This is a genomic window from Streptomyces sp. NPDC001373 (genome assembly GCF_042895815.1).
In the GTDB taxonomy this organism is placed as follows: Bacteria; Actinomycetota; Actinomycetes; order Streptomycetales; family Streptomycetaceae; genus Streptomyces.
The window spans coordinates 135583-150839 of record NZ_JBIAWQ010000010.1; the positions used below are offsets into that span (position 1 = coordinate 135583).

The 15257-nt window shown below is 71.7% G+C and carries 15 protein-coding genes; 1 reads left to right on the top strand and 14 read right to left on the bottom strand.

What is annotated here, in order from left to right; genetic code table 11:
* Positions 1 to 54: 54 nt before the first annotated feature.
* From carB to pyrR, 6 genes are all read right to left on the bottom strand, one after another.
* Positions 55 to 3363 carry a carbamoyl-phosphate synthase large subunit gene (gene carB / locus ACFY15_RS22910; protein WP_390825999.1) on the bottom strand — a complete coding sequence of 1103 codons (3309 nt, stop codon included), beginning with the start codon at positions 3361 to 3363 and terminating at the stop codon, positions 55 to 57.
* Positions 3356 to 4495, bottom strand: coding sequence for a glutamine-hydrolyzing carbamoyl-phosphate synthase small subunit (carA, locus tag ACFY15_RS22915; protein WP_390689182.1), 1140 nt, complete (start codon positions 4493 to 4495; stop codon positions 3356 to 3358). Before carA ends, carB begins: the two co-directional genes overlap by 8 nt.
* Positions 4492 to 5073: a hypothetical protein gene (locus tag ACFY15_RS22920; protein ID WP_390689183.1), complete on the bottom strand. Its 582-nt coding sequence runs from the start codon at positions 5071 to 5073 to the stop codon at positions 4492 to 4494. Before ACFY15_RS22920 ends, carA begins: the two co-directional genes overlap by 4 nt.
* The gene (locus tag ACFY15_RS22925; protein WP_390689184.1) at positions 5070 to 6362 is read right to left on the bottom strand and encodes a dihydroorotase; all 1293 of its coding nucleotides are present in this window, start codon (positions 6360 to 6362) and stop codon (positions 5070 to 5072) included. The genes ACFY15_RS22920 and ACFY15_RS22925 overlap by 4 nt, the downstream gene beginning before the upstream one ends.
* Before the next feature lie 2 nt (positions 6363 to 6364).
* A complete protein-coding gene (locus ACFY15_RS22930) occupies positions 6365 to 7345 on the bottom strand; it encodes an aspartate carbamoyltransferase catalytic subunit (protein WP_390689185.1) in 981 nt (326 codons plus the stop codon).
* 106 nt (positions 7346 to 7451) lie between these two features.
* Complete coding sequence (pyrR, locus tag ACFY15_RS22935) at positions 7452 to 8039, bottom strand: bifunctional pyr operon transcriptional regulator/uracil phosphoribosyltransferase PyrR (protein WP_366453603.1); 588 nt, start codon at positions 8037 to 8039, stop codon at positions 7452 to 7454.
* 229 nt (positions 8040 to 8268) lie between these two features.
* On the opposite strand from pyrR, the gene bldD reads away from it, so the two are divergent.
* Complete coding sequence (gene bldD, locus ACFY15_RS22940; protein ID WP_007263032.1) at positions 8269 to 8769, top strand: transcriptional regulator BldD; 501 nt, start codon at positions 8269 to 8271, stop codon at positions 8767 to 8769.
* Positions 8770 to 8953: 184 nt separating this feature from the next.
* Here bldD and nusB read toward each other — a convergent pair whose 3' ends face one another.
* From nusB to aroC, 8 genes are all read right to left on the bottom strand, one after another.
* Positions 8954 to 9388 (bottom strand): transcription antitermination factor NusB, encoded by a 435-nt coding sequence (gene nusB, locus ACFY15_RS22945; protein ID WP_390689186.1) that lies wholly within the window; start codon positions 9386 to 9388, stop codon positions 8954 to 8956.
* A 2-nt stretch (positions 9389 to 9390) separates the two neighbouring features.
* Positions 9391 to 9957: an elongation factor P gene (gene efp / locus ACFY15_RS22950; protein WP_366453605.1), complete on the bottom strand. Its 567-nt coding sequence runs from the start codon at positions 9955 to 9957 to the stop codon at positions 9391 to 9393.
* Positions 9958 to 10016: 59 nt separating this feature from the next.
* Positions 10017 to 11123, bottom strand: a complete 1107-nt coding sequence (locus tag ACFY15_RS22955) for an aminopeptidase P family protein (protein WP_390689187.1) — start codon at positions 11121 to 11123, stop codon at positions 10017 to 10019.
* 83 nt (positions 11124 to 11206) lie between these two features.
* Positions 11207 to 11941, bottom strand: coding sequence for an AAA family ATPase (locus ACFY15_RS22960; RefSeq protein WP_390689188.1), 735 nt, complete (start codon positions 11939 to 11941; stop codon positions 11207 to 11209).
* Positions 11942 to 11987: 46 nt separating this feature from the next.
* Positions 11988 to 12428: a type II 3-dehydroquinate dehydratase gene (gene aroQ / locus ACFY15_RS22965; protein WP_390689189.1), complete on the bottom strand. Its 441-nt coding sequence runs from the start codon at positions 12426 to 12428 to the stop codon at positions 11988 to 11990.
* Positions 12425 to 13516, bottom strand: a complete 1092-nt coding sequence (gene aroB, locus ACFY15_RS22970; RefSeq protein ID WP_390689190.1) for a 3-dehydroquinate synthase — start codon at positions 13514 to 13516, stop codon at positions 12425 to 12427. The genes aroQ and aroB overlap by 4 nt, the downstream gene beginning before the upstream one ends.
* On the bottom strand, positions 13513 to 14031 hold the full coding sequence (locus ACFY15_RS22975) for a shikimate kinase (RefSeq protein ID WP_390689191.1): 519 nt from the start codon (positions 14029 to 14031) through the stop codon (positions 13513 to 13515). Before ACFY15_RS22975 ends, aroB begins: the two co-directional genes overlap by 4 nt.
* A complete protein-coding gene (gene aroC / locus ACFY15_RS22980) occupies positions 14028 to 15212 on the bottom strand; it encodes a chorismate synthase (protein ID WP_390826000.1) in 1185 nt (394 codons plus the stop codon). The genes ACFY15_RS22975 and aroC overlap by 4 nt, the downstream gene beginning before the upstream one ends.
* Positions 15213 to 15257 lie beyond the last annotated feature (45 nt).

Here is a 15257-nt window from a genome sequence, read left to right on the forward strand (position 1 = left end):
ATGAAAGGGGGGACACCGGTCGCTGTCGCCGGTGTCCCCCTTTCGTACGGGCTGCTAGTCGCGGAAGGCGTTCAGGTGCTCCGCGTGCTCCTGGAGGGACCGCACGCCGACCTCGCCGCGGCCGAGCGCGTCGATGCCCTGGACGGCGGCGGCGAGCGCCTGGACCGTCGTCAGGCACGGGACGCCGCGCGCCACGGCCGCCGTGCGGATCTCGTAGCCGTCGAGGCGGCCGCCGGTGCCGTACGGGGTGTTGACGATCAGGTCGACCTGACCGTCGTGGATGAGCTGGACGACGGTCTTCTCACCGTTCGGGCCCTCGCCCTCGCTGAGCTTGCGCACGACGGTGGCGTTGATGCCGTTGCGCTTGAGGACCTCGGCGGTGCCGGAGGTGGCCAGCAGCTCGAAGCCGTGCGCGACCAGCTCGCGGGCCGGGAAGACCATCGAGCGCTTGTCGCGGTTGGCGACCGAGATGAAGGCGCGGCCCTTGGTCGGCAGGGGTCCGTAGGCGCCGGCCTGGGACTTGGCGTACGCCGTGCCGAAGACGGAGTCGATGCCCATGACCTCGCCGGTGGAGCGCATCTCCGGGCCGAGGACGGTGTCGACGCCGCGGCCCTGGATGTCGCGGAAGCGCGACCACGGCATGACGGCCTCCTTGACGGAGATCGGCGCGTCCAGCGGCAGGGTGCCGCCGTCGCCCTCCTTGGGGAGCATGCCCTCGGCGCGCAGCTCGGCGATGGTGGCGCCGAGACCGATGCGGGCGGCGGCCTTCGCGAGGGGGACGGCGGTGGCCTTCGAGGTGAAGGGCACGGTCCGGGAGGCGCGCGGGTTGGCCTCCAGGACGTAGAGGATGTCACCCGCCATCGCGAACTGGATGTTGATCAGGCCGCGGACGCCGACGCCCTTGGCGATGGCCTCGGTGGAGGCGCGCAGGCGCTTGATGTCGTAGCCGCCGAGGGTGATCGGGGGCAGGGCGCAGGCCGAGTCGCCGGAGTGGATGCCGGCTTCCTCGATGTGCTCCATGACGCCGCCGAGGTAGAGCTCCTCGCCGTCGTAGAGGGCGTCCACGTCGATCTCGATGGCGTCGTCGAGGAACCGGTCGACCAGCACGGGGCGGGTCGGGGAGATCTCGGTCGACTCCGCGATGTACGACTCCAGGCGGGCCTCGTCGTAGACGATCTCCATGCCGCGGCCGCCGAGCACGTAGGACGGGCGGACGAGGACCGGGTAGCCGATCTCGTCGGCGATCGCCTTCGCGCCCGCGAAGGTGGTGGCGGTGCCGTGCTTGGGGGCGGGCAGGCCTGCCTCGGCCAGGACCCGGCCGAAGGCGCCGCGGTCCTCGGCGGCGTGGATGGCCTCGGGCGAGGTGCCGACGACCGGGACGCCGTTGTCCTTGAGCGCCTGGGCGAGACCCAGCGGCGTCTGGCCGCCGAGCTGGACGACGACGCCGGCGATGGGACCGGCCAGCGACTCGGCGTGGACGATCTCCAGCACGTCCTCGAGCGTCAGCGGCTCGAAGTACAGGCGGTCGGAGGTGTCGTAGTCCGTCGAGACGGTCTCGGGGTTGCAGTTGACCATCACGGTCTCGTAGCCGGCCTCGCTGAGCGCGAAGGAGGCGTGGACGCAGGAGTAGTCGAACTCGATGCCCTGGCCGATGCGGTTCGGGCCGGAGCCCAGGATGATCACCGCGGGCTTGGTGCGCGGGGCGACCTCGGACTCCTCGTCGTAGGACGAGTAGAAGTACGGGGTCTTCGCGGCGAACTCGGCGGCGCAGGTGTCGACCGTCTTGTACACCGGGCGGACGCCGAGGGCGTGGCGGACCTCGCGGACGACGTCCTCGCGCAGGCCGCGGATCTCGGCGATCTGGGCGTCGGAGAAGCCGTGGCGCTTGGCCTCGGCGAGGACCTCCGGCTCCAGCTTCTCGACGGAGCCGAGCTCGTCCGCGATCTCCTTGATCAGGAAGAGCTGGTCGACGAACCACGGGTCGATCTTCGTGGCCTCGAACACCTCCGCCTGGGTGGCGCCGGCGCGGATGGCCTGCATGACGGTGTTGATGCGGCCGTCGGTCGGCCGGACCGCGACGCGCAGCAGCTCCTCCTTGTCGCCGGGCTCGCCCACGAAGGTGAACTGCGAGCCCTTCTTCTCCAGGGAGCGCAGGGCCTTCTGGAGGGCCTCGGTGAAGTTGCGGCCGATGGCCATGGCCTCGCCCACCGACTTCATGGTGGTGGTGAGGGTGGCGTCGGCGGCCGGGAACTTCTCGAAGGCGAAGCGCGGGGCCTTGACGACGACGTAGTCGAGGGTCGGCTCGAAGGAGGCCGGCGTCTTCTCGGTGATGTCGTTGGGGACCTCGTCCAGCGTGTAGCCGATGGCCAGCTTGGCGGCGATCTTGGCGATCGGGAAGCCGGTGGCCTTCGACGCGAGCGCCGACGAACGGGACACGCGCGGGTTCATCTCGATGACGATGACGCGGCCGTCGTCCGGGTTGATCGCGAACTGGATGTTGCAGCCGCCGGTGTCGACGCCGACCTCGCGGATGATCGCGATGCCGATGTCGCGCAGCCGCTGGTACTCGCGGTCGGTGAGCGTCATCGCCGGGGCGACGGTGATGGAGTCGCCGGTGTGGACGCCCATGGGGTCGAAGTTCTCGATGGAGCAGACGACGACGACGTTGTCCTTGGTGTCGCGCATCAGCTCCAGCTCGTACTCCTTCCAGCCGAGGATGGACTCCTCCAGGAGCACCTCGGTGGTCGGGGAGAGCGTCAGGCCCTGGCCGGCGATGCGGCGCAGCTCGTCCTCGTCGTGGGCGAAACCGGAGCCGGCGCCGCCCATGGTGAAGGAGGGGCGCACGACGACGGGGTAGCCGCCGAGGGTCTCGACGCCCGCCAGGACGTCGTCCATGGAGTGGCAGATGACCGAGCGGGCGGACTCGCCGTGGCCGATCCTGGCCTTGACGGCCTCGACGACGCCCTTGAAGAGGTCGCGGTCCTCGCCCTTGTGGATGGCCTCGACGTTGGCGCCGATGAGCTCGACGCCGTACTTCTCCAGCACGCCCTGCTCGTGCATGGAGATGGCGGTGTTCAGGGCCGTCTGGCCGCCGAGGGTGGGCAGGAGCACGTCGGGGCGCTCCTTGGCGATGATCTTCTCGACGAACTCGGGGGTGATCGGCTCGACGTACGTGGCGTCGGCGATCTCCGGGTCGGTCATGATCGTCGCGGGGTTGGAGTTCACCAGGATGACCCGCAGGCCCTCGGCCTTGAGGACGCGGCAGGCCTGGGTGCCGGAGTAGTCGAACTCGGCGGCCTGGCCGATGACGATCGGGCCGGAGCCGATGACCAGGACGGACTGGATATCGGTGCGCTTAGGCACGCTCGGCCTCCATCAGGCTAACGAAGCGGTCGAAGAGGTACGCGGCGTCGTGCGGGCCGGCGGCCGCTTCGGGGTGGTACTGGACGCTGAAGGCCGGCTGGTCGAGCAGCTGGAGGCCTTCCACGACGTTGTCGTTCAGGCAGACGTGGGAGACCTCGGCGCGGCCGAAGGGGGTCTCCGACACCTTGTCGAGAGGCGCGTCGACGGCGAAGCCGTGGTTGTGCGCGGTGACCTCGACCTTGCCGGTGGTGCGGTCCTGGACCGGCTGGTTGATGCCGCGGTGGCCGTACTTCAGCTTGTAGGTGCCGAAGCCGAGCGCGCGGCCCAGGATCTGGTTGCCGAAGCAGATGCCGAAGAGCGGGGTCTTGCGCTCCAGGACGCCCTGCATGACGGCGACGGGGCCGTCGGCGGTGGCCGGGTCGCCCGGGCCGTTGGAGAAGAAGACGCCGTCCGGGTTCACCGCGTACACGTCCTCGACGGTGGCGGTGGCGGGCAGCACGTGGACCTCGATGCCGCGCTCGGCCATCCGGTGCGGGGTCATGCCCTTGATGCCGAGGTCGACGGCGGCGACGGTGAAGCGCTTCTCGCCGATCGCGGGGACGACGTACGCCTCCTTGGTGGCGACCTCGGCGGAGAGGTTGGCGCCCTTCATCTGCGGCTGCGCCTGGACCTTCGCCAGCAGGGCCGCGTCGTCGGCGATCGACTCGCCGGAGAAGATGCCGACGCGCATGGCGCCGCGCTCGCGCAGGTGGCGGGTCAGGGCGCGGGTGTCGACGCCGCTGATGCCCACGACGCCCTGCTTGACGAGCTCCTCGTCCAGCGAGCGCTGCGAGCGCCAGTTGGACGGGATGCGCGCGGGGTCGCGCACGACGTAGCCGGAGACCCAGATGCGGGAGGACTCGGGGTCCTCGTCGTTGACGCCGGTGTTGCCCACGTGGGGGGCGGTCATCACGACGACCTGCCGGTGGTACGACGGGTCGGTGAGGGTCTCCTGGTAGCCGGTCATGCCGGTGGAGAACACGGCCTCGCCGAAGGTCTCCCCCACTGCGCCGTAGGCGCGGCCGCGGAAGATCCGGCCGTCCTCCAGGACGAGTACGGCGGGAGCTTTCGCTCCCCTGGTGGAGGTCGTCATCGTTCGGCGCCTTCCGTCGTGATGGATGTGTTCATGGAATTGATGGCCTCGACCCAGGCGGCGTGCTCGGCCGCACGGTCGGAGCGGAATCCGGAGTCGATCAGCTTGTCGCCGTGCGCCCAGGTGACGACGAGCAGACCGCCCTCGGTGAGTACCTTGCCCGCGATTCCCTTGTCGAGGCGGGCGCCGCGCAGCTGCGAGGCCGGTACGAAGAAGTCGGTGGCACCCGGACGGACCACGTCGAGGCCCGCGTCGGTGAGGGTGAGCTCCACGCGGCTGCGCACCCCCAGACCCTGGGCGACGATCCGGTCGAGCCACTGCCCGGCGGTGGTGGACCCGTGGTACCGGCCGGTCAGGGCCAGCCGGTGCTCGGGGAGACCGCCGGGGGCGGCGGGCAGTTCCGGCAGGTCGTTCTGCAGGGTGCCGCGCCATTTCCAGCCCTGCCGCATCAGCCAGTACACGAACGCGATGAAGACGAGCAGACCGGCCACCCACGCGATGCGGGCGCCCCAGTCCGTCACCTCCGCCGAGTGTCGTTCGGCGGCCTCGGCGGCCAGTTGGATTACTGCAGGTGTCACGCGAGTTTCCCGTCCACGACCGTTGCCCGGCCCCGCAGGAAGGTGTGAGTGACGCGCCCCGGCAGCTCACGGCCCTCGTAGGGCGTGTTGCGGCTGCGGGAGGCGAAGTGTGCGGGGTCCACGACACCACGGTACGAGGTATCGACCAAGGTCAGGTTCGCGGGTTCACCTGCCGAGACGGGCCTGCCGTGCTGGTGGGACAGGCCGCCGATGCGGGCCGGGGCGACGGACATGCGCTCGGCGACGCCCGCCCAGTCGAGCAGGCCGGTCTCCACCATCGTCTGCTGGACGACGGAGAGCGCGGTCTCCAGGCCCACCATGCCCATGGCGGCGGCGGCCCACTCGCAGTCCTTGTCCTCGTGCGGGTGCGGGGCGTGGTCGGTGGCGACGATGTCGATCGTGCCGTCGGCGAGCGCCTCGCGCAGGGCCATCACGTCGCGCTCGGTGCGCAGCGGCGGGTTGACCTTGTAGACCGGGTTGTACGAGCGGACCAGCTCGTCGGTGAGGAGCAGGTGGTGCGGGGTGACCTCGGCGGTGACGTCGATGCCGCGGGACTTGGCCCAGCGGACGATCTCGACGGAGCCGGCGGTGGAGAGGTGGCAGATGTGCACGCGGGAGCCGACGTGCTCGGCGAGGAGGACGTCGCGGGCGATGATCGACTCCTCGGCCACGGCCGGCCAGCCGCCCAGACCCAGCTCCGCGGAGACGACGCCCTCGTTCATCTGGGCGCCCTCGGTGAGGCGGGGCTCCTGGGCGTGCTGGGCGACGACGCCGCCGAAGGCCTTCACGTACTCCAGGGCGCGGCGCATGATCACGGCGTCGTCCACGCACTTGCCGTCGTCGGAGAAGACGGTGACGCGGGCGGCGGACTCGTGCATGGCGCCCAGCTCGGAGAGCTTCTTGCCCTCCAGGCCGACGGTGACGGCGCCGATGGGCTGCACGTCGCAGTAGCCGGACTCCTTGCCCAGGCGCCAGACCTGCTCGACGACGCCGGCGGTGTCGGCGACCGGGAAGGTGTTGGCCATGGCGAAGACGGCGGTGTAGCCGCCGGAGGCGGCGGCGCGGGTGCCGGTGAGGACGGTCTCGGAGTCCTCGCGGCCCGGCTCGCGCAGGTGGGTGTGGAGGTCGACGAGGCCCGGGAGGAGGATCTGGCCGCCTGCCTCGATGACCTGGGTGATGCCCTCGGCCCAGACCTGGGGGCCGACCTCGGCGATGGTCTCGCCGTCGATCAGGACGTCCTGCGCCTCGCCGCCGAGGACCTGCGCACCGCGGATAAGGATCTTGCTCATGGTTACTTGTTCTCCTCGGTGCGGGACGTGGTGACGGCGGGCTCGGAGCCTCCGAGCAGCAGGTACAGGACGGCCATGCGGATCGAGACCCCGTTGGCGACCTGTTCGACGACCGTGCAGCGGTCGGAGTCGGCGACCTCGGCGGTGATCTCCATGCCGCGGACCATCGGGCCGGGGTGCATCACGACGGCGTGCTCGGGCATCCGCGCCATGCGGGCGGCGTCCAGGCCGTAGCGGCGGGAGTACTCGCGCTCGGTCGGGAAGAAGGCGGCGTTCATGCGCTCGCGCTGCACACGCAGCATCATGACGGCGTCGGACTTCGGCAGCACCTCGTCCAGGCTGTACGAGACCTCGCAGGGCCAGTTCTCGACGCCGACCGGCACCAGGGTGGGCGGGGCCACCAGGGTGACCTCGGCGCCGAGGGTGTGCAGCAGGTCGACGTTGGAGCGGGCCACGCGGCTGTGCAGGACGTCGCCGACGATGGTGATCCGGCGGCCGTCGAGGCCCTTGCCGAGCCCGGCGTCGCGGCCGACCAGGCGGCGGCGCATGGTGAACGCGTCGAGCAGGGCCTGGGTGGGGTGCTGGTGGGTGCCGTCGCCGGCGTTGATCACCGGGGCGTCGATCCAGCCGGAGTTGGCGAGCCGGTAGGGGGCGCCGGAGGCGTGGTGGCGGATGACGACCGCGTCGACGCCCATGGCCTCCAGGGTCTGGGCGGTGTCCTTGAGGGACTCGCCCTTGGAGACGCTGGAGCCCTTCGCGGCGAAGTTGATGACGTCGGCGGAGAGGCGCTTCTCGGCGGCTTCGAAGGAGATCCGGGTGCGGGTCGAGTCCTCGAAGAACAGGTTGCAGATCGTGCGGCCGCGCAGGGTGGGCAGCTTCTTTATCGGCCGGTCGGCGACCCGGGCCATCTCCTCGGCGGTGTCGAGGATGAGGACGGCGTCGTCGCGCGTGAGGTCGGCGGCCGAGATGAGGTGGCGCTTCATCTGGGTGCTCCGTAAGTCGGGAGGGCAGGCAGGCGGGGCTGACGGTGGTGCGGGCAGGGCAGGCCGGGGCACGGACCCCGCCTCGGGGCCCCGTACCCGGGGTGGGCTACTGCGCTGCTGCCTGGACGGTCCGCTGGCCGAGCAGTACGGCGTCGCGGCCGTCCTCCTCCTGGAGCTGGACCTTGACGGTCTCCCGCAGCGACGTGGGCAGGTTCTTGCCCACGTAGTCGGCGCGGATCGGAAGTTCGCGGTGGCCGCGGTCGACGAGGACCGCGAGCTGGACGGCGCGGGGGCGGCCGAGGTCGCCGAGGGCGTCGAGGGCGGCGCGGATGGTGCGGCCGGAGAAGAGGACGTCGTCGACGAGGACCACGAGGCGGCCGTCGATGTCGTCACCGGGGATCTCGGTGCGGCCGATGGCCCGCGCGGGCTTCATCCGCAGGTCGTCGCGGTACATGGTGATGTCGAGGGAGCCGACCGGGACCTTCGTCCCGGTGATCTCCTCGAGCTTGGCGGCCAGCCGGCGGGCGAGGTGGACACCGCGGGTGGGGATGCCGAGGAGCACCACGTCGTCGGCGCCCTTGGCGCGTTCGACGATCTCGTGGGCGATACGGGTCAGGACCCGGGCGATGTCCTGCGCCTCCAGCACGGGGCGCATCGCTTCATCGGGAGAGACCTGGGAAACCTGGCTGTCCATGAAGAGGACCTCCTTCTCCGCCTCACGGGACGGACCTTAAAGGACGTCTGATGTACGCCGCCCACGGTACCAGGACCCCGAGGACACCCGCGCACCGGGTGCCCGCGCTCCGCCCCGTAGGAGGGCGTCGATGACCATTCGGCTTGACGCATCCACGTAACGCTGCGTAACCTCACAGTGAGTTACCAGCCGCGCGGCGGAGCCGCACGTCACAGCGTCCGGGAGCGTTATGTCCAGCGAATACGCCAAACAGCTCGGGGCCAAGCTCCGCGCCATCCGCACCCAGCAGGGCCTCTCCCTCCACGGAGTCGAGGAGAAGTCCCAGGGCCGTTGGAAGGCCGTGGTGGTCGGTTCGTACGAGCGCGGGGACCGCGCCGTGACCGTCCAGCGCCTGGCCGAGCTGGCGGACTTCTACGGGGTTCCGGTCCAGGAGCTGCTCCCGGGCACGACCCCGGGCGGAGCCGCCGAGCCGCCGCCGAAGCTGCGCCTCGATCTGGAGCGCCTGGCGGGCGTGCCCGCCGAGAAGGCCGGCCCGCTCCAGCGTTACGCCGCGACCATCCAGAGCCAGCGCGGCGACTACAACGGCAAGGTGCTGTCGATCCGCCAGGACGACCTGCGCACCCTGGCCGTCATCTACGACCAGTCCCCCTCGGTCCTGACCGAGCAGCTGATCAGCTGGGGCGTCCTCGACGCCGACGCGCGCCGCGCCGTGGCCCACGAGGACATCTAGTCCCCCGGCCGGGGCCGGCCACCAGCAGAAACGTACCGGCGGGTGCCGGGACCCCAGGGTCCCGGCACCCGCCGGTTTTTCGTGTCCCGCACGGGGCGCGCAGCGTGTCCCGTGCGGGACACGCATACGGAAGGGCCCGCAACGCGGACGTTGCGGGCCCTTCCGTATGCGCGCGGTGCGCGCGTCAGTCCTCGCCGCGGCGCAGGCTCGGCTTCAGGTCCTTGAAGCGGGCCAGCATGCCGTTGACGAACGCCGGCGAGTCGTCCGTGGAGAACTCCTTCGCCAGCTGCACCGCCTCGTCGATCGCCACGGCGTCCGGGGTCTCGTCGACCCAGATCAGCTCGTAGGCGCCCAGCCGCAGGATGTTCCGGTCGACGACCGGCATGCGGTCGAGCTCCCAGTCCACGGCGTAGGTGACGATCAGGTCGTCGATGCGGTTCACCTTCTCGGAGTACCCCTCGACGAGGTCCATCGTGAAGGCGCTGACCGGCGGCTGCCGGACGTCCGCATTCGCGTGCCGGATCCAGTCCGCGAGGACCTCGCGCACGGGAACGCCGCGCTGGTCGGCCTCGAAGAGGATCTGGAAGGCGCGCTTGCGCGCGTTGCTCCGGGCAGCCACGGTTAGCCGTTCACCCGGCCGAGGTAGGCGCTGGTGCGGGTGTCGACCTTGATCTTCTCGCCGGTGGTGACGAAGAGCGGGACCTGGATCTCGTGGCCGGTCTCCAGCTTGGCGGGCTTGGTGCCGCCGGTGGAGCGGTCGCCCTGGACGCCCGGGTCGGTGTGCTCGATGGTCAGCTCGACGGCGGCCGGGAGCTCGACGTAGAGCACCTCGCCCTCGTGCTGGGCCACGGAGGCGGTGAAGCCCTCGATGAGGAAGTTGGCGGCGTCGCCGACGGCCTTGCGGTCGACCATCAGCTGGTCGTAGGTCTGCATGTCCATGAAGACGAAGTAGTCGCCGTCCATGTACGAGAACTGCATGTCACGGCGGTCGATCGTGGCGGTGTCGACCTTCGTGCCGGCGTTGAAGGTCTTGTCGACGACCTTGCCGGAGAGCACGTGCTTGAGCTTGGTGCGCACGAAGGCCGGGCCCTTGCCGGGCTTGACGTGCTGGAACTCGACGACGGACCAGAGCTGGTCACCGTCGAGCTTGAGCACCATGCCGTTCTTGAGGTCGTTCGTGGAAGCCACGGTTGCGGAATCTCCTGCACTGGAAGACCAGGGAGGCGCACCCAGCCCGGCACAGCGGACTACAGTGCGAGCAGCTCCTTGGTCGTAATGGTGAGTAGCTCGGGACCGCCGTCCGCCTCGGGGCGCACGACGAGCGTGTCATCGATCCGGACACCTCCCCGGCCCGGGAGGTGAACCCCCGGTTCGACGGTGACCGGCACGCAAGCGTCCAGTTTACCCATTGCCGTAGGTGCAAGCTGCGGGTCCTCGTCGATTTCGAGGCCGACCCCGTGTCCCATGCACCCGGCGAGGGCTTCGCCGTGCCCCGCCGAGCCCAGTACGGACCGCGCCGCGTGGTCCACTTCGCGGTACGCGGCCCCGGGCAGCAGCGCCTCCCGGCCGGCCCGCTGGGCGGCGAAGACCAGTTCGTACAGCTCGATCTGCCAGTCGGCCGGAGTGGTGCCGATCACGAACGTACGGCCGATCTCGCAGCGGTAGCCCCGGTAGTTCGCGCCGAGGCAGACGGACAGGAAGTCGCCCTCCTCCACCCGCCGGTCCGAGGGACGGTGCCGGGAACGGCCGGAGTGCGGGCCGGTGCCGACCGAGGTCGGGAAGGCCGGGCCGTCGGCGCCGTGGTCGACGAGCCTGCGCTCCAGTTCCAGGGCCAGGTGGCGTTCGGTCCGCCCGACCAGGATCGACTCCAGCAGCTCGCCGAGGGCCTGGTCGGCGATCTCGGCGGCGATGCGCAGGCAGGCGATCTCCTCCTCGTCCTTGACCAGCCGCTGCTGCTCCACGGCGGTACCCAGGTCGGCCAGGCGCAGCCGGGGGGCCACAGAGCTCACGGCGCGGTGCCGGGCGACGGTCAGGTGGTGTTCCTCGACGGCGAGGGAGTCCGCGCGCACGGCGGCGGCGCGGTCGGCCGCGGCCACCGCCGGATCGGCGCCGGGGCCGCCCAGCAGACTGAGCGCCAGCCCCTCGTCCAGCCGCCCCTCGTCGACCTCGCCGGTGGGGGCGGCGGCGCAGAACAGCTCGTCATCGGCGGGCCCGACCAGCAGGACGGCGCCCGGCGGGGACGCCCCGGCGAGGTAGCGGACGTTCGCCGGACGCGTGATCAGGGCAGCGGAGTTGCCCGCGGCGGCGCAGCGCTCGCGGAGCAGGCCCCTGCGGGCCGCGTACACGTCTGACATGTCTTCGAGCCTACGAGCGCCCCGCGCATCCGGCCCGGCGAGCGCGTCCGGACGGGGCCGGGGCGGCCCCTCCCCCGCGGCTCCTACCAGCGGGGAGGGCTCGCCAGGGCCCGGGCGAGGACCTCGTCCAGGGCGCGGGCGGTGGCCTCCACGTCGAGGTGGGAGTTGTCGATGATCGGCAGCCCCGAGCCGTACCAGCCGGCCATCCGACCGTGGATGCGGGCGACCTCCTCGTCGGACAGGCGCCGGTTGCCGGAGCGGGCGGCGTTGCGGTCCAGGACGATCTCCAGGCCGGGCAGCAGCACGACCGGGAGCAGGGCGGGGCCGACGTGGCGCTTCCAGCCGCCGAGCCCGACCACGGGCCGGTCCGGGAAGACGGCGTCGTCGAGGATGCAGGAGATCCCGTTGGCCAGGAAGTTGCGGGCGGCGAAGCCGCAGGTGCGGCGGGCGAGGCGGTACTGGGCCTCGGAGTGGTCGTTCCAGCCGGCCTGCGGGTCGGCGAAGCCCGAGCGGACCCATTCGCGGACGTCGTCGAGGCTGATGTGAGCGGTCGGCACCGGGCGGGTCGCCGCCCAGTGCCGGGCCACGGTGGTCTTGCCGGCGCCCGCCGGGCCGATGAGCAGGACGGCGAGCGTGGCGCCGCCCGTCCCCCCGGCGGGGGGAGAGGGCGGTGCGGGCGCGACGGGGGGCAGCGGGATGTGCCCGGTCGCCTCGGGCACCGGGGGCGCCGGCCAGCCCTGTGCAGGGGGTATCGGCGGTGGCGGGGGTGCCGCCGGGGGATGCCCCGGCGGACCCCAGCCCCCCACTCCGTGCTGCATCCTCGCCACTCCGTCTCGTTCAGGCGACTGATGCGAGAACGTTATCTCAGGTCGTGAGCTCTTCGGCCAGCGCGCGCAGCGCCAGCCGGTAGGAGCCCAGTCCGAAGCCGGCGACGGTACCGGTGGCCACCGCCGCGATGACCGAGGTGTGCCGGAACTCCTCCCGGGCGTACGGGTTGGAGATGTGCACCTCGATCAGCGGCGCGGTGCGCTGGGCGGCCGCGTCGCGCATGGCGTACGAGTAGTGCGTGAAGGCGCCCGGGTTGATCACGACCGGGATCTTCCCGTCCGCCGCCTCGTGCAGCCAGCGCACGAGCTCCCCCTCGTCGTTGGTCTCGCGGACCTCGACGTCGAAGCCGAGCTCGGCGCCCAGGGTGCGGCAGCTCTCGACCAGTCCGGCGTACGAGGTGGCCCCGTAGACGTCGGGCTCGCGGGAGCCGAGCCGGCCCAGGTTCGGGCCGTTCAGCACCAGGACGGGGCGGCTCACGCCGACACCTCACCGTAGGCGGCGATCAGGTGGGCCGGATCGGGGCCCTCCAGGACGGTCGGCTTGCCCAGCCCGTCGAGGACGATGAAGCGCAGCAGGTTACCGCGGGACTTCTTGTCGACCTGCATGGTCTGGAGCAGCTTGGGCCACTGGTCGCCGCGGTAGGTCAGCGGCAGGCCGACGGAGGCGAGGACGGTCCGGTGCCGGTCGGCCGTCGCGTCGTCGAGGCGGCCCGCGAGGCGGCCCAGCTCGGCGGCGAAGACCATGCCGACGGAGACGGCCGCGCCGTGGCGCCACTTGTAGCGCTCGTTCTTCTCGATGGCGTGCGCGAGGGTGTGCCCGTAGTTGAGGACCTCCCGCAGGCCCGACTCCTTGAGGTCGCTGGAGACCACGTCGGCCTTGACCCGGATGGAGCGGACGATCAGCTCGGCCGTGTGCGGGCCCTCGGGCGTGCGCGCGGCCTGCGGGTCCTCCTCGATCAGGTCGAGGATCACCGGGTCGGAGATGAAGCCGGCCTTGATGATCTCGGCGAGGCCGCTGACGTAGTCGTTGACGGGCAGCGAGTCCAGCGCCGCGAGGTCGCACAGCACCCCGGCCGGCGGGTGGAAGGCGCCGACGAGGTTCTTGCCCTCGGCGGTGTTGATGCCGGTCTTGCCCCCGACGGCCGCGTCCACCATCGCCAGGACGGTGGTCGGGACCGCGACCCAGCGCACCCCGCGCAGCCAGGAGGCCGCGACGAAGCCGGCCAGGTCGGTGGTGGCGCCGCCGCCCACGCCGACGATCACGTCGGTGCGGGTGAAGTTGGACTGGCCCAGCGCCTTCCAGCAGTAGGCCGCCACCTCGACGGTCTTGGCCTCCTCGGCGTTGGGCACCTGGATGGCGATGGCCTCGTAGCCCTGCTCGGCCAGGTCCGCGCGGAGCGCCTCGCCGGTCTCGGCGAGGGCCTCCGGGTGGATCACGGCGACCCGCCGGGCCGTCGTTCCGATCAGGCCGCCGAGCTCGCCGAGCAGCTGCCGGCCGACCAGCACGTCGTACGCGTCGTGTCCGGCGCTCGCGCCGACCTGGATCCGCGTCACCTGGTCTGTCATACGTCCTTCAACTCCAGAGCGTCGAGGACCGCCTGGGCGACCTCTTCGGGGGTGCGCTCGTCCGTGGCCACCACGACGCGCGCTACTTCGGTGTACAGGGGGCGCCGCGCGTCCATCAGCTCGCGCCACTGGCGGCGCGGGTTGACGGCCAGCAGCGGGCGGGCCGCGCCGAGGCCGACGCGGCGCACGGCCTCCTCGACCTCCATAGACAGGTAGGCGACGGGCAGGGCGGCCAGCAGGGCACGGGTGTCCGCGTCGAGGACGGCGCCGCCGCCGAGGGAGAGGACCCCCGTGTGCTCGGCGACGGCGGTGGCGACCGCCCGCCGCTCCAGCTCACGGAAGTACGGCTCGCCCTCGTCGACGAAGATGTCGGAGATCTCGCGGCCCTGGGCGGCGACGATGTCCGCGTCCGTGTCCCGGTAGGCGACGCCGAGCCGTTCGGCGAGCAGCGCCCCCACCGTGGACTTGCCGGACCCCATGGGGCCGACGAGGACGACCAGCGGTCCGCCCGTCACCGGATCTGCAGGTGGTCGAGGTAGGACCGCACGTTGCGCCGGGTCTCGGGGACGGAGTCGCCGCCGAACTTCTCGACGACCGCGTCGGCCAGCACGAGCGCGACCATGGCCTCGGCGACGATGCCCGCGGCGGGCACGGCGCAGACGTCGGAGCGCTGGTGGTGCGCCACCGCCGCCTCGCCGGTGGCCACGTCGACGGTGGCCAGGGCGCGCGGCACGGTCGCGATGGGCTTCATCGCGGCGCGGACGCGCAGCAGCTCGCCGGTGGTCAGGCCGCCCTCGGTGCCGCCGGAGCGGCCGGAGGTGCGCCTGATGCCCTCAGGGGTGGAGACGATCTCGTCGTGGGCCTGGGAGCCGGGCACGCGGGCCAGCTCGAAGCCGTCGCCGACCTCGACGCCCTTGATGGCCTGGATGCCCATGAGCGCCGCGGCGAGGCGGGCGTCGAGGCGGCGGTCCCAGTGGACGTGGGAGCCGAGGCCTACGGGCACGCCGTAGGCGAGGACCTCGACGACGCCGCCGAGGGTGTCGCCGTCCTTGTGGGCCTGGTCGATCTCCGCGACCATCGCCTTCGACGCGTCGGCGTCGAGGCAGCGCACCGGGTCGGCGTCGAGCTTCTCGACGTCGGCGGGGGTCGGGTAGACGCCGTAGGGGGCCTTGGCCGAGGCCAGTTCCACCACGTGCGAGACGATCTCGATGCCCGCGACCTCCTTGAGGAAGGAGCGGGCGACGGCACCGAGGGCGACGCGGGCGGCGGTCTCACGGGCGCTGGCGCGCTCCAGGATCGGGCGGGCCTCGTCGAAGCCGTACTTCTGCATGCCCGCGAGGTCGGCGTGGCCGGGGCGCGGGCGGGTCAGCGGCGCGTTGCGGCCGGTGTCCTTGAGCAGCGAGGGGTCCACCGGGTCGGCCGACATGACCGTCTCCCACTTGGGCCACTCGGTGTTGCCGACCATCACGGCGACCGGGGAGCCCTGGGACAGCCCGTGGCGGACGCCGCCGAGGAAGGTGACCTCGTCCTGCTCGAACTTCATCCGGGCACCGCGTCCATAGCCGAGGCGGCGCCGCGCCAGGTGGTCGGCCACCAGCTCGGTGGTGACCGGGACGCCGGCGGGAAGGCCCTCCAGCGTCGCGACCAGGGCCGGTCCGTGCGACTCTCCTGCGGTCAGCCAACGCAACCTGCTCAACGATGCTCCTCATGCTCGCGCCTGGCACTGCCACGGCGTGTCCGG